The 21,471-nt window shown below is 42.3% G+C and carries 22 protein-coding genes; 13 read left to right on the forward strand and 9 right to left on the reverse strand.

The features are described from left to right. Positions 1–243 precede the first annotated feature (243 nt). Genes NSU11_RS01525 through NSU11_RS01535 form a run of 3 tightly spaced genes read right to left on the reverse strand, consistent with a single transcriptional unit; the run spans position 244 to position 2,594 of the window. Positions 244–900, reverse strand: a complete 657-nt coding sequence (locus tag NSU11_RS01525) for a response regulator transcription factor (RefSeq protein ID WP_024424371.1) — start codon at positions 898–900, stop codon at positions 244–246. Then, a complete protein-coding gene (locus tag NSU11_RS01530; protein WP_311165005.1) occupies positions 897–2,111 on the reverse strand; it encodes a sensor histidine kinase in 1,215 nt (404 codons plus the stop codon). Before NSU11_RS01530 ends, NSU11_RS01525 begins: the two co-directional genes overlap by 4 nt. Positions 2,112–2,129: 18 nt before the next feature. Then, on the reverse strand, positions 2,130–2,594 hold the full coding sequence (locus NSU11_RS01535; RefSeq protein WP_224427073.1) for a DUF1453 domain-containing protein: 465 nt from the start codon (positions 2,592–2,594) through the stop codon (positions 2,130–2,132). Between the two features lie 158 nt (positions 2,595–2,752). Here NSU11_RS01535 and NSU11_RS01540 point away from each other — a divergent pair, with 158 nt between their 5' ends. Further along, positions 2,753–3,682, forward strand: coding sequence for an aldo/keto reductase (locus tag NSU11_RS01540; protein ID WP_024424368.1), 930 nt, complete (start codon positions 2,753–2,755; stop codon positions 3,680–3,682). A gap of 34 nt (positions 3,683–3,716) precedes the next feature. Here NSU11_RS01540 and NSU11_RS01545 read toward each other — a convergent pair whose 3' ends face one another. Then, a complete protein-coding gene (locus tag NSU11_RS01545; RefSeq protein WP_024424367.1) occupies positions 3,717–4,682 on the reverse strand; it encodes a GHKL domain-containing protein in 966 nt (321 codons plus the stop codon). 11 nt (positions 4,683–4,693) lie between these two features. Continuing rightward, a complete protein-coding gene (locus NSU11_RS01550) occupies positions 4,694–5,395 on the reverse strand; it encodes a LytTR family DNA-binding domain-containing protein (RefSeq protein ID WP_024424366.1) in 702 nt (233 codons plus the stop codon). Positions 5,396–5,556: 161 nt separating this feature from the next. Between NSU11_RS01550 and NSU11_RS01555 the strand changes: the two genes are divergently transcribed. Next, positions 5,557–6,297, forward strand: coding sequence for an ATP-binding cassette domain-containing protein (locus NSU11_RS01555; RefSeq protein ID WP_024424365.1), 741 nt, complete (start codon positions 5,557–5,559; stop codon positions 6,295–6,297). Next, positions 6,297–7,472, forward strand: coding sequence for an ABC transporter permease (locus NSU11_RS01560; RefSeq protein ID WP_024424364.1), 1,176 nt, complete (start codon positions 6,297–6,299; stop codon positions 7,470–7,472). The genes NSU11_RS01555 and NSU11_RS01560 overlap by 1 nt, the downstream gene beginning before the upstream one ends. A 56-nt stretch (positions 7,473–7,528) precedes the next feature. On the opposite strand, the gene NSU11_RS01565 is transcribed toward NSU11_RS01560, so the two are convergent. Then, complete coding sequence (locus NSU11_RS01565; protein WP_311165006.1) at positions 7,529–8,080, reverse strand: hypothetical protein; 552 nt, start codon at positions 8,078–8,080, stop codon at positions 7,529–7,531. 535 nt (positions 8,081–8,615) lie between these two features. Beyond that, positions 8,616–9,677, reverse strand: a complete 1,062-nt coding sequence (locus NSU11_RS01570; protein WP_024424362.1) for a DUF4352 domain-containing protein — start codon at positions 9,675–9,677, stop codon at positions 8,616–8,618. Between the two features lie 527 nt (positions 9,678–10,204). Between NSU11_RS01570 and NSU11_RS01575 the strand changes: the two genes are divergently transcribed. Further along, positions 10,205–10,633: a cell wall hydrolase gene (locus NSU11_RS01575; protein ID WP_024424361.1), complete on the forward strand. Its 429-nt coding sequence runs from the start codon at positions 10,205–10,207 to the stop codon at positions 10,631–10,633. A 119-nt stretch (positions 10,634–10,752) separates the two neighbouring features. Further along, positions 10,753–11,532: a glucose 1-dehydrogenase gene (locus tag NSU11_RS01580; protein WP_024427225.1), complete on the forward strand. Its 780-nt coding sequence runs from the start codon at positions 10,753–10,755 to the stop codon at positions 11,530–11,532. A 20-nt stretch (positions 11,533–11,552) separates the two neighbouring features. Here the strand turns inward: NSU11_RS01580 and NSU11_RS01585 are convergent, their stop codons facing one another. Further along, entirely contained in the window at positions 11,553–12,593 is a 1,041-nt protein-coding gene (locus NSU11_RS01585) for an acyltransferase family protein (protein ID WP_125587134.1), read from the reverse strand. A gap of 205 nt (positions 12,594–12,798) precedes the next feature. After that, positions 12,799–13,791 (reverse strand): LLM class flavin-dependent oxidoreductase, encoded by a 993-nt coding sequence (locus tag NSU11_RS01590; RefSeq protein WP_024424358.1) that lies wholly within the window; start codon positions 13,789–13,791, stop codon positions 12,799–12,801. A 406-nt stretch (positions 13,792–14,197) separates the two neighbouring features. Between NSU11_RS01590 and NSU11_RS01595 the strand changes: the two genes are divergently transcribed. The 8 genes from NSU11_RS01595 (at position 14,198) to NSU11_RS01630 (ending at position 21,464) form a co-directional block, all read left to right on the forward strand. Further along, positions 14,198–14,800 carry a TerD family protein gene (locus tag NSU11_RS01595; RefSeq protein WP_024427228.1) on the forward strand — a complete coding sequence of 201 codons (603 nt, stop codon included), beginning with the start codon at positions 14,198–14,200 and terminating at the stop codon, positions 14,798–14,800. A 20-nt stretch (positions 14,801–14,820) separates the two neighbouring features. Then, the gene (locus NSU11_RS01600; RefSeq protein ID WP_151040487.1) at positions 14,821–15,402 is read left to right on the forward strand and encodes a TerD family protein; all 582 of its coding nucleotides are present in this window, start codon (positions 14,821–14,823) and stop codon (positions 15,400–15,402) included. Between the two features lie 41 nt (positions 15,403–15,443). Beyond that, the gene (locus NSU11_RS01605; protein WP_007498343.1) at positions 15,444–16,022 is read left to right on the forward strand and encodes a TerD family protein; all 579 of its coding nucleotides are present in this window, start codon (positions 15,444–15,446) and stop codon (positions 16,020–16,022) included. A 140-nt stretch (positions 16,023–16,162) separates the two neighbouring features. Continuing rightward, on the forward strand, positions 16,163–16,942 hold the full coding sequence (locus tag NSU11_RS01610; protein WP_024424355.1) for a TerC family protein: 780 nt from the start codon (positions 16,163–16,165) through the stop codon (positions 16,940–16,942). A gap of 99 nt (positions 16,943–17,041) precedes the next feature. Further along, a complete protein-coding gene (locus tag NSU11_RS01615) occupies positions 17,042–18,229 on the forward strand; it encodes an HpcH/HpaI aldolase/citrate lyase family protein (RefSeq protein WP_025092779.1) in 1,188 nt (395 codons plus the stop codon). Next, complete coding sequence (locus NSU11_RS01620) at positions 18,219–19,550, forward strand: phosphoribosyltransferase family protein (protein WP_342493898.1); 1,332 nt, start codon at positions 18,219–18,221, stop codon at positions 19,548–19,550. The genes NSU11_RS01615 and NSU11_RS01620 overlap by 11 nt, the downstream gene beginning before the upstream one ends. Continuing rightward, complete coding sequence (locus NSU11_RS01625; RefSeq protein WP_044333569.1) at positions 19,543–20,652, forward strand: cysteine protease StiP family protein; 1,110 nt, start codon at positions 19,543–19,545, stop codon at positions 20,650–20,652. The genes NSU11_RS01620 and NSU11_RS01625 overlap by 8 nt, the downstream gene beginning before the upstream one ends. Next, positions 20,649–21,464: an HAD family hydrolase gene (locus tag NSU11_RS01630; RefSeq protein WP_073203673.1), complete on the forward strand. Its 816-nt coding sequence runs from the start codon at positions 20,649–20,651 to the stop codon at positions 21,462–21,464. Before NSU11_RS01625 ends, NSU11_RS01630 begins: the two co-directional genes overlap by 4 nt. The last annotated feature ends 7 nt before the right edge of the window (positions 21,465–21,471 follow it).

A 21,471-nucleotide genomic window follows, 5' to 3' on the forward strand; every position in this document is an offset into this window, starting at 1 on the left:
GATTGGTATATTCGGGTGTTAAAGGGGAAAATATCCTAATGACGATTTGCACTATTCATTCTATCGAAATTCATTCATGATGAGGAATAGGTTTTAGTCCCTATTTTTGATAGTTTTTAACACAATCACCTATAAAATAAGGAATTAAATAAGCACAATATACTAGTTAATAAGTATTGATTTGTAGATTTATTTTAGGTTTTAAATGTTTTTTGTATAAAAATCTTGAAGTGAAGGTAGTTTTTATTTCACGAGGCGGTGCCGGATGGCGAAGACGACAGCCTGTGTACGGTCTTGTGCATTGAGCTTTTGTAAAATACGGTGCACATGCGTTTTTACCGTACTTTTGCTGATAAATAATTGATCAGCAATGTCTTCATTCTTTAAGCCATAGGCCATTTGCTGTAATACATCGCGTTCACGTTCTGTGAATGATTCGTGAAGCAGATGAGTGTGATGTGTATCATTTGCCTGCTGAAGAGCTCGTGCCATCATGTGCTCAGAGGCTGCCGTTCGAAATACAGATTCACCAGCAAAGGCGGTACGGATGGCCTCAATTAATTCCTCAGGCATTGTATCCTTCAGCAAATAACCGACTGCCCCTGCACGAATTCCGTCAAAGACGTATTCTTCCGTATCAAAGGTCGTGAGAATCACAACTTTTACATCTGGATGCTTTTTTAAAATGTGTTCTGTTGCTGTGATGCCATCCATTCCAGGCATTTGTACATCCATTAGCAGTACGTCTGGTGTGTTGATCGAGCAAAGCTCAACCGCCTCCTGACCGTCTGACGCCTCCCATATGACGTCAATATCCTCTTGAGCGCTTGCAATATAACGAAATCCTTGGCGGATCAGCGGCTGATCATCAATAATGCCAATCTTAATAGGGTGTGTCATGTCTCGGAGTCCTCCTTGATAGGAATTTGAACATGGATACAAAAGCCGTGCGGCTCGCGTATGGCCGTCTTGAGGGAACCGCCTGCTGCGTCACACCGTGCCTTCATGCCTGACAGTCCAAAGCCAAATGAAATATCTTTTTCACTGGTCAAATATCCATCGTCTTCAATGTTCATCATCAGCTCATGCTGGTCGTTAGATAGTGTAATGGTCATCGCGGTCGCCTTGGCATGGCGAAGTGTATTGGTGATGGCTTCTTGTAAAATGCGGTAAAGCAGTTCAGATACGGAGAGCGGCCATTTTTTATACGTAAGCTGCTCTGTATGAAAGTGAATGTCAAGCTCACCCGATATCTCTCCTTGCTTGATGAGGCTGCGAAGTCCGGCAAGTCCGAGACCTGCATCATCTGACGCCATATGATGAACCACAGAACGAACTTCGGTGAGACAATTTTTAGAAATATGGATCAGCTCCTGAAACGTCTGCGTCATCTGCTCTGGTTCTTCCTGCTTTAAACGGTAGGGCAAAGACTGCAGCTGGACAATCATCGAGGTTAATTGGTGACCGATACTGTCATGCAGGTCACGTGCAATTCTGCTTCGCTCCTCCAGCACTGCAAATTGGAGTGACTGAACGGTCGCTTCTTCAAGCTCCATATGCGCCTTTTTCAATTGTTCATGGGCTTCTGATAATTCCTTGTGAACCAATTGCAGTTCTCCGAAGTGTTCTTCCTTTAATTCCTGTTCACGCCGACGCATTCTAGAAATCAAAACAAGTGTATACACAAGCAGCTGGAATAGCGGGAGAGTGATCACCATGTTCCAAGAAAAATCGTTTATATAATAGCTGATCCCACTGGTGAAAAAGATGATAGCAAATAGATAGGGATGATGCGCCTCTGAAAAACGAAAAGCGATAAAGCCGATCATAAAAAAGGTCAGTCCAATACTGTCTTGAATCTGACCTGTCACCAGCCACAAGAGATGTGTCAGAATCCACATCAAGAGGAGCATAGAAAATTGCTTTTTAGGTGACAGCTTGTTTTTTGGAAAAAGACAAAGGAGAAACACCAAATAGACGAAGGTGCGAAACACCAATTCGCCTAATGAAAGGGGCTCATACATTTGAATATACATATAGGTCAAAACAAGGCCTAATACGAATTTCCGCCTTATTTGACCTAAAAGCTTGAGTGGCTGCTGAAGGTTCATATCAAAAACTCCTGTCTGTCAGTTAATAGCAGCAGATGCCTTGATGTTCATATATCTTTTTAAAAGAATAAAACGTAAGCCGATCATACTGCCGATTGGAAGGAATGTCAGGCCATTTGCGAAAATGATCAGGGAATGACCGCCATCCTGTACAATTGAACCTACTGTCATCCGGATAAGGATGATTCCGATGAAAAAAAGTGTTCCATAAAGTGAGCTGGCGGCGGTGATACGCCCCGACTGTTGATCATATGTTACTTTGTATAGTTTACCTCTCCATAGCCCGATTGCAAAACCTGCGAGTGCAAAGACAATCATTGCAAGCAGGCTCATCGCCGTGATTTCAATATGCTGGGTAAAGGAATAAGAGAGTGTGCCTAATAAAATGAGCGGTCCTATGAGAAGCCTGATGGGGCGGATTTCTTTTTCCTTGCCTGTTCTTAAAAGCAGAATAATCATAATGATGACAATTTGAATGGTCATGACAAGATCTCCTTTTCGTTTTAGTCTATCTTCATCATACGCATCTTTTATTTTCGCGGCGTCCACCTGCAGGTTGATTTTAGAGAGCGGTATACTTGAATGTTGGAAATGATTCGTGGGAAAATAAGGATGATTATGTAGATAAGGGAGATGAGCTTTTGAAAAAGGTAACGCTTGGACGAACTGATTTGCAGGTAAATCCGATAGGGCTTGGTACGAATGCAGTAGGCGGGCATAATTTATTCCCGAATCTTAGTGAGGATGCTGGACGGGAGCTTGTGGAGACGGCTCTTGATCAAGGTGTCAATTTCTTAGATTCTGCTTTTATTTATGGGCTGGGCCGTTCAGAGGAATTAATCGGTGAGATCATTGCCAAAAGAGGCGGCAGAGAAAAGCTTGTCCTTGCGACAAAAGGAGCTCATAAGGAAGTAAACGGGCAAATTGAACTTGATAACAGCCGTGATTTCTTAAGAGAGCAGGTTGAAAATAGCCTGAAACGACTGCAAACTGATTATATTGACTTGTACTATATGCATTTCCCGGATGGACGCACGCCGCTCGAAGAAGTAGCAGGCACATTAAAGGAATTGAAGGATGAAGGGAAAATCAGGGCAATCGGTGCATCAAACCTTGATTTTGAACAGCTTCAAGCCTTTAACCGAGATGGCTACTTAGACGTGCTTCAATCGGAGTATTCTCTGCTGAAACGTCAGGCAGAGCAGGATCTTCTTCCATACTGCGTCGAGCATGGTATTTCATTTATTCCTTATTTCCCATTGGCATCAGGCTTGTTGACTGGGAAATTTACAAAAGATGCGACATTTGATGATATTCGAGCAAAGGACCCGCTTTTCCAAGGCGATGCATTCCTTTCAAATCTCGAAAAAGTAGACAAGCTGAAGGCCATTGCTCAATCAAAGAATGCAGAAACGGCACACGTCGCACTCGCTTGGCTCTTAGCGCAGGATGGCATTGATGCGATTATTCCAGGGGCAAAACGAGCAGACCAAGTGCTGCAAAACCTAAAAACAAACGATGTTCAATTAACAGAAGAGGAAATCAATCAAATCGATAAGATCTTCTCTTAACACTAAAAAAAGGTGCAGCTATGCACCTTTTTTTTTATGACATGGTGAGAGGGATTTTGATGACGAGCCGCAAATTTGGAGAACGGTAAGTGAAATCAAGTGTACCGTCTGCCTTTTCTACAAGCTGTTGAATGATATACGTCCCCATGCCTTGATGATCGCCGCCTTTTGTCGAGCGGCCAAAAGTTTTGAACAAATGATCTAGCACATGTTTTTCCATACCTTTTGTGCTGTTTTCACAATGGATTAAAAATAGCCCGCTCCGAATAGAGGTCGTGACCGAAATGCTTCCCTCTTTTCCGGCTTGCTTCGCTTCAATTGCTGCATCTAGAGCATTATCAAGCAGGTTGCCAGTAAAACTAACCTGATCCGCCTTTGAAAAAGGAAGCGATGAAAAGGGTGCTTGAAGGTCTAGTGAAAGTGCAATGTCCTCTTTCTCAGCCCGCTCCAAAAAGGAATGTAGAGTTGAGGCTAAATATGCATTTTCTCCTTTAATCCATGGGAAATGTTTGACGTATTGCTGAATCAAATCTTTGATCTCATGCTCGTCGTTCGACGCGGAAAAGGCATTTAAATGTCTGGCTGTTTCATGATGTTTACTGCGCAGTTCAAGAAGTAATTCATTGGTTCTTGATTCTGCGTTTATGAGCTCTTGAAGCCGTCCATTTAACTGTTTCTCTGTCTGCATCACCTTCAATGAGAGGATATCGACTGTCACCATCATGATGAGCGCCAAAAGACAGCTCAGCTCATTCGGTTGCGTTAGAAAGAGCAAAAGGCCTGTGCAGGTAATGAGTATAAAAGCGCCTAATATCACATCACCACTCGTATGAGGCAAAAATCTTTTGTACATGAAAAATGTATAAACACACACCGCGCAAAAGGTAAGAAGCCACAACACAATGGATGAAAGCGGCAGAAAGGCTTCAGCAGCTGCATGAAACGCAAGACCTAACCATATGAGAGCATAAATGCGAAATCCAAGATAGAAAGCGTTCACGTTTGTTCTCCTTAAAAATAGTATTTCTTAAAGAATTCTAATTGCTGCTTGGTCATCATGGCTTTTTTATCTGTACCTTCAAAAGACACGATATACGAATTTTTAGCATATGCCGAGAAATTCTTAATGTAATGAATATTGATAATAAACGATCGGTGGGAGCGGATAAAATCTTTTTCAGCCAGATCGCCCTTTAGCTCATTTAGTGTCTGATAGGTCTGGATATCTCCTGTTGTTGTCACGATAGTTGTTGACCGGCCTGTTCGCTCAACAAAAATAACATCCTTTTTCTGGAGCACATGAATATCTGACTGCTGCTTAATGAGAAGCCGTCCATGAATGCTCTTCTCCTGCTTGGTGGACATATAACGCTCTAAGCATTTGGCAATTCGATCAGCTTGGTAGGGCTTCATAATATAATCATGTACATTCAAATCAAATGCATGGACCGCATATCCACTGTTTCCTGTCACAAAGACCACATCGACATTCAGTGCGTGAGAGTGAATGAGGTCCGCTAATTCATAGCCGGACATTCCAGGCATTTCAATGTCAGCGAACAACAGATCAATGTCTCCTTTTTTGACCTTCTCATATGCATCCTCTGCTGACTGCGTGACAAAGATGATGTCCACAGCCTCCATCCTGCCTACAATGGCGTGCAGCTTTTCTAAATCTACTCGGTAATCGTCGACGAGACCTACTTTTATCATAAAAATCACCTATGACCATTCTTATTATTTGTCTATTTTACCATTTGTTTTTTTGAAATAGATCATTTCAAGACAGAAAAAGGACGTTTCGCGACATTTTTATATCAGGCAAGCGTTATTTTTTCTATCATAGACTTAGAAAGTTGAAAGGGGCGAACCACATGATTACTCTCAGCGATTGCAGCTGCTGGTTTAAAGATAAGAAAAAAGTCGTAAAAGCGATGAAGCACATGACGTTCTCCGTGAAGGAAGGGGAAGTCGTTGGCATTCTAGGAGAAAATGGTGCAGGAAAAACAACATTATTGCGCGCCGTAGCCACATTATTAGAGCCTACACACGGAACAGTCACTGTCGCAGGCTTTGATACAGTGAAAGAAGCAACAGAAGTGAAAAAGCGAATTGGTGTCTTGTTTGGCGGAGAGACGGGGCTTTACGATCGTTTGACGGCAAGAGAAAACCTTGAATACTTTGGCAAATTATATGGCTTAGATCAGCATGAAATCAAAGCAAGAATAGAGGATTTGGCAAAGCGTTTTGGGATGAGACAATACATGGATCGCAAGGTGAAAGGATTCTCAAGAGGAATGAAACAAAAGGTGGCGATTGCCAGAACCTTGATTCATGATCCTGACATTATCTTATTTGATGAGCCGACAACAGGCTTGGATATTACATCAAGTAATATTTTCAGAGATTTTATTCATCAGCTCAAGCAGCAAAATAAAACGATCCTCTTTTCAAGCCACATCATGGAAGAAGTCAGCCAGCTTTGTGACAGTGTGATGATGATTCATCAAGGAGAGCTTGTGTATAAAGGCACACTTCCAGAATTATATACACAGGAACAAAGTGAAGACTTGAACTATATCTTTATGTCGAAGCTCGCTAGGGGGATTTCATAATGTGGAAAACCGTCTTTTTAAAAGAAATGACAGATGCGCTACGGGATCGAAAAACGTTGCTCTTAACCGTACTGATTCCTCTTTTGACCATGCTTGGGCTGGTGTTCTTTTATGAAAGCATGATTGCAGATCCAGGGGATAAAGCCTATACAGTCGCCATCAATGAACAGCTTCCAGCCGAAATGAACCAAATGATCAAAGAGGTCAAAAACCTAAACCTTGAAACATTTGATGATCCGCAGCAGGCCGTCAAGGATGGGGAGGCAAATGCTTACCTAGAAATGCCGAAAGAGGCTGGCGATATGCTCAAGCATCAAAAGCCATTCGCCATTAAAATTCATGGATATACGACAGATGATGATTCGGTAATCACCGTTCAAATGCTGCAATCATTGCTGGAGCAGTATCAAAACCAGGTGGTCGAGAAGCGCTTAGCAGCGGATCAAATCGATACGTCCGTTATTCATCCGTTTGAAGTGCAGTCCGTTGATGTAGAAGAAGGTGATGAAGGGGAAAACGGAGTGACCGCTATGCTGTTGTCGATTCTCCTTCCAATGATTTTGGTGACCTCCGTGATCTCAGGTGCTTTGCCGGCAGCGCTTGATATTGTAGCGGGTGAAAAAGACCGAAAATCCATTGAAGCGTTGTTTCTGACGCCGGCCAGCAGACTCCAGATTCTCATCGGAAAATGGCTCGCTGTCTCTATGTTCGGTATTTTAAGTGGGATTGTGGCGATCGGGATGCTGCTTCTATCTACTTTGCTCTTTACAGAAAAGCTGAAGCAAGCTCTGAACTTTGGTGATCAAATGTGGAGCATTATCGGCGTTATGTTTGCGGCGTTAATCATCTTCTCCTTCATGGTATCCATGATTGAATTGCTGCTCAGTGTGATGTCGGGTTCAGTCAAAGAAGCGCAATCGTACATGTCCATGATCATTACGCTAGGTGTGCTCCCAATGTTCTTTACCATGAGAGCAGGTGCTACGCAGCTAGATACGTATTACTTTGCCATCCCATTCCTCAATATTCATGCGCTGTGTAAGCAATTGATGTTTGGTATCATCGATCCAATGTCCATCGCCCTGACACTCGGCTCCTCAGCCTTGGCAGTCGTCATCCTGTTTGTCATCGTCAGAAGCTTGTTTATGAAAGAGAAATGGATGCTTGCGAAATAAAGAAACGCCCTCTTTGATAGAGGGCGTTTTCAAGTGAATGCCGATCATCGTATTTTTCAGTTTAAGAAACCGAATTGATCCAAGTTCTCTAAATAAAATTGAAAATACTCGTCATGAATACCATCAGGATATTCTTCTAACCCATTTTCGATAAGTGCACCTTCAATTAAAGCATTTATATACCTATTAAGCTTTTCGCAACTATCTCTTACGGTAAATTCTGAAACATATAATCCATCTTTACTTTCTAAAATGATATCAATTCTTCTACCTTCTTGTTCATCAAGCAATAAGTGATTATACTCCCATTCTTTTACTCTTTTAGGGTTTAACGGATGAAGACGATTATGAAGTACTTGTTCACGATGATCCTTTTTTTCCTCATTCGAAAACAATTGAATCAATATACTCGGATCATCAATGACAAAACATTTAAATATCTTAGTATATTCAAAGTGATCATCATTTACTAAATCTAAAATCTTTGTTTTTGAAAATTCTCTAGCTTGAAATTTAGACGTTATCATCTCAACGACTCGTTCTTTAGTAAAAATCAATTGATCTTTTTTATATAAATATTGTTTATATAGCTTTTCGTAATTGAACATTATTCACCTCTATTAACTATTTAACAGGACCTCCGTAGAAAGCATGAGCTTTTGAAGTTCTTTATGGGGATGCCAGTAATAATAATACCCTTTCTTGATTTTATTCTAGCAATTGCTTGTGACTTATTTATTCCTTTTCCAATATATACTCCGCCTCGGATAATAGCTTCATAATGGTTATACTTTTTATTCCTGTGCTTGCTGGCTTCTGTAGCAATTACATAACCAGCTCCTGCAACAACAATCACCGCACCAGTATGAAATAAAGAATGAGGAGTACCTTTTTTACTTCGAGTTTACACTATATCTTTAACTCAAATAAGCAGAAAAAAATCTTAAGTACAAAAAAGAATAATCAGGATTGAATATCTCATAGTGATCAAGCTAAAGAAATGGAACACTGATTATAGAAAGAAATGTTGTCAAGGGTAAGATAACTTGACTATATTCTGGTTTTTGATGATAGAGGGGGTTCACGATCACCAAACCAGGTGATAAATCATAACAAAAAACCCCCGGAATCGGGGGTTTTCCTTTAGTTCTTGATGAATTTCTCAACTAATGAGCTTGTTTTGTAGTCGTTCAAATCAAGTTTCCATTGGTCGATATCATTTTTCTTCATGTTGACTTCTACTGTTTCTTCAGAAGATGATGGTCCTAATTTTTTAAACTCATCTGGGTAAATTGATAGTAAGTATTTTTGCGCTTCATCATAAGAAGCTGAACGGTTTTTGCTGTAGAACTCAGTCGCTTTCTCTTTCAAACGATCGACAAGCGGACTTGCATCGATTGGTGTCAGAGTCACAGTCACGACAGCTTTATCACCACTGATGGATTTTGTTTTTGTTGAAACTTTTGATTTTTCAGCTAATGTTTCTTTCACAGCTTTCAGTAGCTTATCAAGGTTTTCGTCCTTCGCTGAGCTAGAAGAAATACCTGATGAAGTGATGTAACCTTGTTTGAATGATTTATCAAATTCGTTCACAACAGTTGATTTGTTATCACCTGTTAGTTTTTCGAAATCATCGTTTTTCTTACCAAAAATCATCACATCAATATAAGAAGAAAGAGCTTTTGCAGATGCTTGTAGTGTATCTGCTTTTTTCATTAAGTCTTTTCCTTTAATATCGAATTCTAATGTCTTGTCATCTTTTTTCGATCCGCTTCCTGGCTCTGTGTAAACAAGCTGATAGTCTTTGTCTTTGTCAACAACAAAGAAAAGACCGCCTTTAGTCACTTTGTCTGCATTTAAAGAGCTTGAAGATAATACTTCGTTATAGTCATCTGGAGAGATTGTAGATACCTGTGCGTCATCTTGGTAAAGCGTGAAGTTGCTTTTATCAACATTGAGAGGCTCTTTGCTGATATTTTTTACAGATACATTCACTTTTAGTACATACTGATCATCCTGTACAGATGTATCGTATTGAGGTGGTAATGTGTACTCAGCACTTTCTACCTTTACCTCTGCTGCATCAAGAGATTTTTTGGTATCGTTTTCTTTCGCAGCTGTTTTGTCTTTTCCACCACTACAAGCAGCAGCGACAACAGTTACACACAAGATCAGAAGAAACAGGGATAATTTCTTTTTAAACATGGCGTGTTTTCCTCCTCGGGTTTATGGTGAATTTCATTGAAAAGCTGTAGTTCATATCATTCTTTTTGCATAAAAAGAAAAATACTGTATGTTTTTTACTGTAGAATGAAGCGAAAGTACTGTCAATACCTCAGTGCGTTTCCGAGGTTGATTGGCTTCAAGTAGTAAAAATGACACTAAGTTGAGAGGAGAAACTTGTAATTTATTATTTGATATCTCCTGTAGAAACTCAACATTTTATATTTTAAGGTTTTGAGTCGGATTATTGAATAGGTTCAAATGACTGTTTTTGAAGATGATGTCGCAATTAGAAGGATTTTTATGACTTGTAAATGAGTATATAGTAATGAATATTTCTTCCTGTTATGTATATGGTCACTTGGTTTGAGTGTTGTTGGCAGCGAGACACATGTCCAGCAAATTTAGACAGGCTGCCGACACTGAACGTGCTTTTTCATGTCAAAATGGCAGTCATCTACACAGAAACGCTACATAAAATAAAAGAGAAACGAACTGGAGGTGGATGTATGGCAGTGGTAAGAGCGACAAGCTCTGATATTGATTTAATGGCCAGACTGCTGAGAGCGGAGGCAGAAGGTGAAGGGAGGCGAGGGATGCTGCTCGTAGGAAACGTGGGCATCAATCGTTTGCGTGCCAACTGCTCTGACTTTAAAGGGCTGCGTACGATTCCACAAATGATTTATCAGGAGCATGCATTCGAAGCGGTCACGCATGGTTACTTCTATCAGCGAGCACGAGAAACGGAAAAAACACTTGCGCGGAGAAATATTAACGGAGAACGTTTTTGGCCGGCAAAATTCAGCCTTTGGTATTTTAAACCGCCTGGCGATTGTCCGGCGACTTGGTACAATCAGCCGTTTGTGGCAAGGTATAAGTCACATTGCTTTTATCAGCCAACTGCCGAAACGTGTGAAAATGTTTATAACACCTTTTAGCTTGATGAAACGCACAACCCTCTTCGAGTACAAATGCAGAGGGTTGTGTTTTTGTTTTTTCCAAAATGGGTAACCATTGTGTATCAGCAAGATGAAGCACGTGAATGGAGGAAATGAAGATGTATCAAGATTTAAAAGGGAAAACAGCCATTGTCACAGGTTCTTCAAAAGGAATTGGACAAGCGATCGCATTGCGGTTTGGACAAGAGGAAATGAATGTGGTTGTAAACTATAAAGGCGATGAAGATGGAGCTGAAGAGACCGTACAAGCCATTCAGAAGCACGGAGGTGGGGCGGTGAAAGTACACGCAGATGTCTCCAAAGAGGAAGGCATCCAAGCCATCATGGATACAGCACTGGAGCATTTCGGTACAGTAGATGTATTCGTCAATAATTCAGGCTTCAACGGGGAAGAAGCGCTGCCGCATGAGATGACGCTGGAGCAATGGCAAAACGTCATCGATGTGAACATAACAGGTGCATTTTTAGGCGCAAAGGCTGCGCTCGCCTATATGATGGAGCATGACATCAAAGGATCGATTTTAAATATTTCCAGTGTCCATCAGGAAATTCCGCGCCCGTTTAATGTTCATTATTCCACTTCAAAGGGCGGAATGAATATGATGACGAAGACGCTGGCTCTTGATTATGCCGAAGCAGGTATTCGAATCAACGCGATTGCGCCGGGTACCATGGCAACCGAATCGAATGATGATTTACAGGATGAATTGAAAAAACAAAAGCAGCTTGAGAAGATTCCGATGAGAACCTTTGGTGAACCGAAGGAGATTGGGGCCGCTGCTGCATTCCTCGTTTCTAAGGAAGCGGCGTATATCACAGGCACCACCTTATTTGTAGATGGTGGAATGACACTTTATCCTTCTCAAATCAATGATTAATACAAAAAACATCCGCCTGTTCAGCCGGCGGATGTTTTTTGTTCGTAGCGTTGTGCGACTTTGGCTGGTTTGCCGAGCAGCATCGGGTATTTGCTCAGGAAGGAGATACATGGCACCATGAGCAGCAATGTACCGATCGTATAAAAAAGTGTCCAAGAGAGCTGTGCTGTATCAGCAATATTGATACCGAGTCCATAAAAAACAAATGCTTTCATGATATCGATACCGGCAAACTGCAAGACAAGAATGACAATAGAATTACGTCCTAGATACGTCAAAATAGGGGATGTTTTCAATTTAAAGCTTAAATAAATCACGGCAGCTGAACCGAGCAGAGCACATGCGTAGAAAATAAAGAGATCACCGTAGTCGTTGACGCGCATATCGATCCGTGAATTAAAGCTTTGCATGTAAGCCGTCAGCACAAGCAGACCTGTACATAAAAGAAGGGTTGGATCTGTTTTTAATTCCACAAACCATTGCTTTGCTAAAAATCCAATCGAATAAAATACAACAGCCGTCAAGGCGACATTGGCGTTCCAAGGAAGACTTTGATCTAAAAGCAAGGTAGAGGCATATCCAGCACCTCCGCAAAGAACAGTCAGCAAGATCACGGCAGCGGGTTTTCCTTTAGAAAGACGATGCATAAAGAAAAATAAAATTTCCACTAAAAAGAGCGTCGTTAAAAACCAAATCGCTGGGTTATGTGTGAGTCTTGCTTCATCTGCATTGGATATGAAAATACCTGTAAACGGAACGAAAGGATCAATATCCGTTTGTCCCTTGAATGCGAAAAAACGGGTAACGGAGAACCAAAATACATACGTAATGATGGAGAAATAGAGATAGGGCAAGAGTAAGCTTTTGGCTTTTTTCTGAATAAATGACAAAGCAGGGGATGAGGATGATCGAAACATCATGCCTGATAGTAAAAAGAAAAGCGGCATATGAAAAGAGTAAATGAATTGCTTGAGCGAATCTGGAATGGGCACATGCGCCATGACCACGAGCAGAATGCCAATTCCTTTAGCTGCATCAACCCAATCGAGTCTCTTTTTCATGTCTGTCATCTCCTTCTTTCTCAGCGTTGTAAACCGTTCATTGAATATGTACCTCTACTATATAAAAGGTACACCTCTTATGCGTTTACAGTTCGCTAACGATTAGAAGACACATTTGCGATCAGATGACAGACGGAAGAATTTTGACATCTTGATGTTACATTTCCCATTTTTTATGACAATGTAAAAAAGAAGCCTGCTGGCTTCAAAATAATTCTGCTATTCGCTTGAAGGAACGTTGTTTTTCGATCGGATCAAAGGAATTGTTCAGAATCATGATGTCATCCGTTTGATAGCGGTCCATCAAGGTCTGTAATTGCTCTTTCACCGTTTTCTTCGAGCCGACAATCATCCGCTGGCGGTTTTGCAGCACTTTTTTCTTTTCCTGTGTGGTGTAGTGATAGGCGTTTGCTTCTTCTATAGAAGGAACGCGGCTGTCCAGTCCGTTTTCAACACGAAGCAGCCATAAATCTGTACTGCTGGCGATCCTGTCTGCTTCTTCATCTGTTTCACCACAGATGACAAAGACGGCAAACATAGATTGTGGCTGCCTAGAAAAGACAGATGGAGAAAAGTGTGATCGATACGTCTCAAATGCTTGTGTGCCGCGTGCAGGATGGATAAAGTGGCCGAAAATATAGTTGATTCCAAGCTCCGCCGCCTGCATGGCACTATTTTCTCCCAGCCCAAGCAGCCAAACCGGCGGATGAGCATCAACAAGCGGAGCAGCTTTCACGCCTGTATGCGGATGACCAGAAGGCAGGCTGTCTGATAAGTAAAAAAGAAGATCCTTCAGCTGGCGGTCAAACTGAGACAGATCTTTAGGCACGCCGTCTGTCAAAGCGAGCCTCGTCCTTTCGATCCCGCCCGGGGATTTGCCGACACCAATCTCAATCCGTCCAGGATAAAGGGCTTCAAGCTGCCGCGTGACCTCTGCTACTTTAAAAGGACTGTACTGAGGAAGTAAAATACCGCCAGATCCGGTACGCAAGGTCGTTGTATGAGCCGCAATATGAGCCATTAATATTTCAGGCGCTGTACTAGCGAGCCCTCTTGTGCTGTGGTGTTCAGCGAACCAATAGCGCTCATACCCAAGCGTTTCAGCCAGCTGAGCCAGCTGCGTTGTATGAATCAATGTCTCCTGAGCAGACTGACCTTTAGGAATGGCGACTTGATCTAATATATGAAGTGATGGCATCATCAACATCCTTTCATCAACATGCTGAATATAAGTATAAAGAAATCCATAGGTGGAAGGAAACGAAAGGGTTTATCCTTTGCTTTTATCTTTTCTATATCAACATATGAAACCACATCAATACACTCGTTATCAGCAAGAGCTGTTCATCGGGAACTTTCGACAATGTTTCACATGAAACACTTCATTAACGACATGAACCATTTCCAATGTGCATCTTTCGTTAAAAAAATATAAAGTGTTTGAAACCTATCTTGAACATAGATCGTATATACTAGTAAATAGAAAAAAGAGTAAGAGGCTCCAATGTCATTTCATGAATTTTGTCGAATTTTCATGTATGATGATTTTAATAGGGTCCATCGCTTAATAAATAGATTTTTATTATGCTGGAGGAGTGATTGATTTGGCGATTACATTAGAAAAAGGTCAACGTATTGATTTAACAAAAGGGAAAACAGGGCTGACGAATATTCTTGTTGGACTTGGCTGGGACCCTGTATCACAAGGCGGCGGATTTTTAGGAAAGCTGTTTGGCGGCGGAGGCGGCGCTGATGTTGATTGTGATGCTTCAGTGCTCATGCTGAAAAATGATAAGTTTACGGAAAATAAAGATTTGATTTATTTTGGCAACCTAAAGAGCAAATGCGGCAGTGTTGAGCATACAGGTGACAACCTGACTGGTGAAGGAGACGGAGATGATGAACAAGTCCTCGTCAACTTGAGCAAGGTGCCGGGTAATGTGAATAAATTAGTGTTTGTCGTCAACATTTATGATGCCCTTAGAAGGAACCAACACTTTGGTATGATTCAAAATGCTTACATTCGTATCGTTGATCGTTCAAACAATCAAGAATTAGTGAAATATAATTTAAAAGATGATTATGCAGGAAAAACATCATTAATCGTCGGAGAGCTTTATCGTCACGAGAATGAGTGGAAGTTTGCGGCGCTTGGAAATGGTACAAATGATGCGAAGCTTGCAGATATTACGAGAAACTATATTTAAACAGAAGGGAGAGGTTCCTAGTGGGAATTTCTTTAGCGAAAGGTCAAAAAATTGATTTAACAAAAACGAATCCGGGTTTAACAAAAGTAGTCGTCGGTCTTGGCTGGGACGTCAATAAGTATGACGGCGGACATGACTTTGATCTAGACGCAAGTGTATTCCTTTTAGATGCGTCAGGTAAAGCAAGCTCTCCATCTGACTTTGTCTTTTACAACCAAACAACTGGCGGAGGCGGCAGTGTCGTACATACAGGCGATAACCGCACTGGTGAAGGGGACGGAGATGACGAGCAAGTCAATGTTGACCTTGCAGCTGTACCAGCAAGTGTTGAGAAGATTTCATTTGTCATTACAATTCATGATGCAGAAGCGCGCAGTCAAAATTTCGGACAAGTGTCTAACGCATATGTACGTATTTTAAATGCAGCATCGAATGAAGAACTCATTCGCTACGATTTGGCAGAGGATTTCTCAATTGAGACAGCCATTATTGTAGGTGAATTATACCGTCACGGCGGGGAATGGAAATTCTCAGCTGTCGGATCAGGCTATCAAGGCGGTCTTGCCCGCATTGCAACGGACTTTGGCTTAGATATCGGATAACGCAATAGTTTCCTATTTTCAAAGACAGGAGAGATACGAATATGGCGATTCAGCTTTCAAAAGGACAACGTGTCGATTTAACCAAAACCAATCCAGGGCTGACGAAAGTGATGATCGGTCTTGGCTGGGATACGAATAAATATTCTGGCGGAGCCGAATTTGATTTGGACGCTTCGGCTTTCTTGGTAGATGCAAACAATCGTTGTCAGCAAGATACAGATTTTGTGTTCTATAATAACCTTCAGCATCCGAGCGGCAGTGTCACTCATACAGGTGATAACCGTACAGGTGAAGGAGATGGAGATGACGAGCAAATTCTCGTTGATTTCTCGAAAATTCCTGCTAACATTGATCGTATCGGAATTACAGTTACGATCCATGATGCAGAGGCGCGCAGCCAAAATTTTGGACAAGTCTCTAATGCATTTGTTCGTGTTGTAAATGAAGAGGGCGGGGAAGAATTGATTCGCTTCGATTTAGGCGAAGACTTCTCAATTGAAACAGCTGTTGTGGTATGTGAATTGTACCGACACGGAAGTGATTGGAAGTTTAACGCGATCGGAAGCGGATTCTCTGGCGGACTTGCAGCTCTTTGTCAAAATTATGGGTTAGAAGTGTAAATAAGAGAAACAAATCAATTCAAGAGATGCTGTCAAAAGCTCATATGAGGGCCTTTTCCTAAGTGAGAAAGAAACAGCGATCAAGAATAGCAGCAGGCGAAAGCCTGCTGATGCTTCTACACTTATAGGAGGAAAACCAGTTGGACATTTTGAAACATATGTTGGATACATATGCCTCGTTTTTTGATTGGCATATGTGGGCAGAGGTATTAACAGACCCTGTCTCTTGGGGGCTTATTGGGACGCTTGTCGTGCTTGAAGGATTGTTATCAGCAGATAACGCACTTGTATTAGCTGTGATGGTGAAACATCTACCAGAAAAGCAGCGTAAAAAAGCATTAACCTACGGATTAATTGGCGCTTATTTCTTCCGTTTTCTATTCATTGGCGTAGGGATGCTGCTTATTAAGTTCTGGTGGATTAAGGTCCTCGGAGCTGCTTACTTAGCATGGCTTGTTATTAAGCACTTCTGGTTAGGTGACGGCGATGATGAAGCGAAGGAACTGAAAAAAGAAGGCTGGTTGATTCGAGTCTTTGGTGTGTTCTGGGCAACTGTTATTTCTGTTGAAATTATGGACCTTGCCTTCTCGGTTGATAGTATTCTTGCAGCATTCGCTGTATCTGAGGAAGTATGGATTCTACTATTAGGCGGAATGCTTGGAATTCTCATGATGCGTACAGTCGCACAGTTATTCCTTGTTCTCATTGACCGTATCCCAGAGCTTGAGAATACAGCGTTTATTCTCATCGGGATCATTGCGATCAAAATGGGCTTGAGTGCTGCTCACATTGAAATCCCGCATCTTGTATTCTTTGCGATTATTATCCTAGCATTTATCGGAACGTTTATCGTTCATAAAATCAATAAGAAGAAACATCAAGAAGTGACAAACGAAGCTGCGGCTTCAAAAGAAGAATAGGACGATCAAAAAGGAATGGAGTTGATTAGCGGCTCCATCCTTTTTTGAATCATCAAGTCATTTGTTCGATTTTCTCTCAACAACAGGAGGTGGCACAGCATGCGGTATTTTCAGTTTTTATCAGAGGCGAGGCAGCACGATATTTTTTTCAAACGGCCGGGGGCGATGCATTTGATGACGCCAAGGCACGTACTTGCGCATGCATTAGGTGCTACTTTGTATATGCCTGCGACAAGACAGGATATAGCAGACATGCTGCTGTCGCAGAAATATGAAGCGCTTTGCTCTGTTGTATTTTGTTTAGAGGATGCCATCGGTGATCAAGAAGTGGAAATGGCTGAACAGAATCTAGTGGTACAACTCGCCAAACTGTCGGACAAATTAACGCATACACCTGAAATGGCTGAACAAATGCCGCTTTTATTTATTCGGGTTCGTTCGCCGAAGCAGCTGCTCAAAATGGCAGATTTGCTTGGTCCATCTCTTCGTTTATTGACGGGTTTTGTATTTCCAAAGTGTTCTATTCATAATGCGAAGGATTATTTGGACAGCTTGAAACAGGCGTCCGCACAAACGAAGACAACGCTGTACGGTATGCCCATTTTGGAAACACCCGATTTATTAGAAAAAGAAACAAGATATACGGTGCTGTCTAAGTTAAAGCAGATCATGCTGAATGATGAAGAATATATTTTGAATATTCGTATTGGGGCAACGGATCTTTGCGGCTTATATGGCATTCGCCGTGATCGCGACACCACCATCTATGAAATCAGATTGATTGCTGATTTGATCACAGATATTATCAATTATTTTGGTCGTTCCTTTGTTGTATCAGGTGCTGTATGGGAGCATTTTGGTCCTGCACGAAAGGAACAAAAACCATTCATCCGTGCGCTTTCTAAGGGAGGTGAGCTGTCCTTATCTGAATTCGATGACGTACAAGGTTTACTCAAAGAGACAAGACTCGATGTAGCCAACGGCATACATGGAAAGACAGTGATCCATCCAACACATCTCAAGCCAGTGCAAAGCATGTACGTTGTGACAAAGGAAGAGTACTTGGATGCTTTAAGCATTCTGGAACATGCCGACGGCACAGTTGGCGTGATGAAGAGTGCTTTCTCTAATAAGATGAATGAAACAAAGCCGCATTACAGGTGGGCAGAGCACATTTTAATGAAGTCAGACATTTACGGGGTGTTTCATGAAAATAGAAGCTATATCGACATACTCACAGAATCAGAAGCGGCATACGCTGAACATCTTGGAACATATGGAGGTTGAGCTTGACCTCAAAGAAGGTGCGCTCCAGCTTGAAAAAGAGCATCTTTTTGAGATGGCGGCAAGGGTGAACAAAAAAAGAGCCTTTTTATTCGTGAGTAAGGTGCTTGGAAAGCATATTCCTGTTCATCCAGTAAAACCGCTCCTTGTCTCGGGTCTTTTAGCGATGGCATATGCCAAAGAGCAAACTGGAAAGATGCCCCCGCACCAAGATCTTCTTGTAGAGGCACTCAAGACGAATGATCACACGGTGTTAACGGCAGCCTATGAAACACTCAAAGAAGAAAAGCTTTCAGTAGGCAATGAGCCTGTCGTCATCGGCTTTGCGGAAACGGCAACAGCCCTTGGACATGGTGTGTATGATGTGATAGAAGGCGCATCATACATTCATACGACACGTGAACAGCTGCTGGATCTTGACCCGTCATTGGTATTTGAAGAAGAACATTCGCATGCAACAGATCAGCTTTGTTATGCAGACGAAGCATTCCTTCGCACAGACCGCCCCATCGTGTTAGTAGATGATGAAGTCACAACAGGTCGTACCAATATCAACATCATTCGTGACCTTCATGCAAAGTACCCAAGGCATTCTTATACCATTCTTTCCATTTTGGACTGGCGGACGGAGGAGCATGAGATAGCCATGTGCCAGCTTGAAGAGGAGCTTGGAATTCACATCACATCATTGTCTTTATTAAAAGGGCAGATGATTTTTCGAGGCAAAACGCTCGATGAAACAGCTTATTCGTATGAGATTGCGGAGCAAGAGAAGCAGCCAAGTCTCTCTTTTCACTCTCTTCAACCTTTCTTTAAGCAAGTGCCTTATTCACTTTCTCATGCAGCAAATTCGGCTGGTCATTCGCCATATATACATGAAACGGGTCGTTTTGGTTTAAATGCAGCAGATACGGAAGCGCTCGACCAAGCAGCTGCTGAAGCGGGATTGAAGCTGCGGCAGGAACGCAAAGGAAAACAAACACTCTGCTTAGGGACAGGTGAGCTGATGTATGTGCCGATGAGACTGTCTGCACACATGGGGGAAGGCGTTCTCTTTCATTCAACAACGAGAAGCCCTATTCACCCAGTCGAAAAGGATGGATACGCTGTCCAAAATGGGTTTACCTTTATGAATCCAGAGGATGCCCGAATTCAGCACTACGTGTACAACATTCCAAAAGGTGAATATGATGATGTATTTCTCTTTTTTGAGAAAAAGGTCTCTCAGGAGGCATTGCTTCCACTTGTTCACTTATTTGCTGAGCGGCATGTGAAGCATGTGCATATTGTGACTTTATCAGACGAGGTGAAGGTGAATGGCTAATGTGTATACAAAGATGGGGAGCTATCCAGAGCAGGATGTAACCTTCTTACTCAAAGATTTATCCTCTATTGAGATGGAGAAAAGTACAGAAGAGCGGGAGCGTTCGATTCAGAGCGGTTCGCATTATTCAGAAATGCTGCCAATTGAGTACAAACCAACGGCATCTTATATGACTTTATTCTATCAATCTCTTGAAGAAAGTAAGGAAAAGGTAGCAGAAGCAGTAGCTGTTGTAGCAGAACAGATTGTGAAGAAGCGAGGCTTCCAAACCGTACTTTGCAGCTTGGCGCGTGCAGGGACACCGATCGGGGTGCTGATCAAACGATATATTCGAAAGGCGTATGGTGTCGATCTGCCTCATTACAGCATTTCTATTATTCGCGACCGCGGAATAGACGAGAATGCACTGCATTATATGCTGAAAGAACATCCAGGTTTTGAAATTGCTTTTATCGATGGATGGACTGGAAAAGGTGCGATTTCGAAAGAGCTCCAAAAAGCTGTTCTTGATTTTGAAAAAAAGTATGGTGTACGTCTCTCGAGTGAGCTGGCTGTGCTGGCAGACCCCGGCTATTGTACACATGTATACGGAACGAGGGAGGACTTTCTCATTCCAAGTGCCTGCCTGAATTCGACAGTATCAGGGCTTGTCAGTCGTACGGTATTAAACAACCGCTGGATCAATGCCGATGATTTCCATGGGGCAAAGTATTATAAAGAGCTGCTTGATGAAGATGTGTCCAATCTATATGTGGATACAATTGAAGAAGCATTTTCCAGCCTCGGACCAAATGTACAAGAGAAAGCAGAAACCATACTTACGCAAGGAGCACCGGCAGATTGGCGGGGAATGGCATCCATTGAAGCAATTGGTCAGGAGTTTCAAATTGAAAATACCCACTTGATTAAGCCGGGTGTTGGTGAAACGACCCGCGTGCTGCTTAGAAGAATCCCTTGGAAAATCTTGATTCAGCCTGGATCTCAGGAGAAGCTGAAGCATATCTTGCTTTTGGCAGAGGACAGAGGTGTTCCTGTCATTGAATATGCCAATATGTCTTACACGTGCTGTGGGTTAATTCGCCCGTTGGAGCAAACGTCATGAAGACATTTGCATTTGCCAGTGATTTAGACCGGACGCTGATTTACTCACATCGAGTGCTTGACCAGTATGCGTATGAAGGAGAGTATGATTTAGTTGAGGTGCTGGACGAACGGCCGCTTTCCTATATGTCTGTTGAAACGAAAAAATCTTTGCAGACGATTCATCAATCAGGCTGGTTCATACCAGTAACGACAAGAACAACCGCACAGTATGAACGGATCACTTTCTTTCAACAAGAGCTTAATCCGGAATATGCCGTCACAACAAATGGGGGCTGTATTCTTCACCATGGCAAACCGCTTGAGGATTGGCAGGCCATTGTTGATGAGAGACTTAGGGAGTGTATGCCAGTCAGAGAGATGTTGAGGGCGATCTCGGAACTTCCGGTTGCGGCATGGGTGAAGCGTACCCGTACAGCAGAGGGAAGATTTCTTTATTTGATTATGAAAGAGGAGTATCTATCTCACATTCCGCTTGCTGAATTGAAGCTGTGGGGTGAGGAGAGAGGATGGCAGGTTTCTCTTCAGGGACGGAAGCTTTATTTTATTCCACAGCCGCTTAATAAGTGGGATGCTGTTGCTTTTCTAAAGGACAGGCTGCAGCTTGAATACGTCTATGGTGCGGGTGATTCTCTGTTAGATGCGGGGCTCATTCGGCAATCAGATATGGGCTTTGCCCCAAGGCATGGAGAAGTGCTCGACTTTGATCCAGAACTTGAGCCGACATCGGCATCTGGCATGGCCGCAGCGGATGAGATCACCGCTTGTGTCATCGAGCAAATGATGAACGCAAAAAAGCCTTCGATTCGATAGCAGAAGT

Source organism: Bacillus sp. FSL R5-0712, from assembly GCF_038593285.1.
GTDB classification, from domain to species: domain Bacteria; phylum Bacillota; class Bacilli; order Bacillales; family Bacillaceae; genus Bacillus; species Bacillus safensis.

Bases quoted from the DNA above. Each gene is read 5' to 3' on its own strand.
- NSU11_RS01525 (WP_024424371.1), bottom strand. From the start codon at position 900: ATGACACACCCTATTAAGATTGGCATTATTGATGATCAGCCGCTGATC.
- NSU11_RS01530 (WP_311165005.1), bottom strand. From the start codon at position 2,111: ATGAACCTTCAGCAGCCACTCAAGCTTTTAGGTCAAATAAGGCGGAAA.
- NSU11_RS01535 (WP_224427073.1), bottom strand. From the start codon at position 2,594: ATGACCATTCAAATTGTCATCATTATGATTATTCTGCTTTTAAGAACA.
- NSU11_RS01550 (WP_024424366.1), bottom strand. From the start codon at position 5,395: ATGATAAAAGTAGGTCTCGTCGACGATTACCGAGTAGATTTAGAAAAG.
- NSU11_RS01555 (WP_024424365.1), top strand. From the start codon at position 5,557: ATGATTACTCTCAGCGATTGCAGCTGCTGGTTTAAAGATAAGAAAAAA.
- NSU11_RS01560 (WP_024424364.1), top strand. From the start codon at position 6,297: ATGTGGAAAACCGTCTTTTTAAAAGAAATGACAGATGCGCTACGGGAT.
- NSU11_RS01565 (WP_311165006.1), bottom strand. From the start codon at position 8,080: ATGTTCAATTACGAAAAGCTATATAAACAATATTTATATAAAAAAGAT.
- NSU11_RS01570 (WP_024424362.1), bottom strand. From the start codon at position 9,677: ATGTTTAAAAAGAAATTATCCCTGTTTCTTCTGATCTTGTGTGTAACT.
- NSU11_RS01575 (WP_024424361.1), top strand. From the start codon at position 10,205: ATGGCAGTGGTAAGAGCGACAAGCTCTGATATTGATTTAATGGCCAGA.
- NSU11_RS01580 (WP_024427225.1), top strand. From the start codon at position 10,753: ATGTATCAAGATTTAAAAGGGAAAACAGCCATTGTCACAGGTTCTTCA.
- NSU11_RS01585 (WP_125587134.1), bottom strand. From the start codon at position 12,593: ATGAAAAAGAGACTCGATTGGGTTGATGCAGCTAAAGGAATTGGCATT.
- NSU11_RS01590 (WP_024424358.1), bottom strand. From the start codon at position 13,791: ATGCCATCACTTCATATATTAGATCAAGTCGCCATTCCTAAAGGTCAG.
- NSU11_RS01605 (WP_007498343.1), top strand. From the start codon at position 15,444: ATGGCGATTCAGCTTTCAAAAGGACAACGTGTCGATTTAACCAAAACC.
- NSU11_RS01615 (WP_025092779.1), top strand. From the start codon at position 17,042: ATGCGGTATTTTCAGTTTTTATCAGAGGCGAGGCAGCACGATATTTTT.
- NSU11_RS01620 (WP_342493898.1), top strand. From the start codon at position 18,219: ATGGAGGTTGAGCTTGACCTCAAAGAAGGTGCGCTCCAGCTTGAAAAA.
- NSU11_RS01625 (WP_044333569.1), top strand. From the start codon at position 19,543: ATGGCTAATGTGTATACAAAGATGGGGAGCTATCCAGAGCAGGATGTA.
- NSU11_RS01630 (WP_073203673.1), top strand. From the start codon at position 20,649: ATGAAGACATTTGCATTTGCCAGTGATTTAGACCGGACGCTGATTTAC.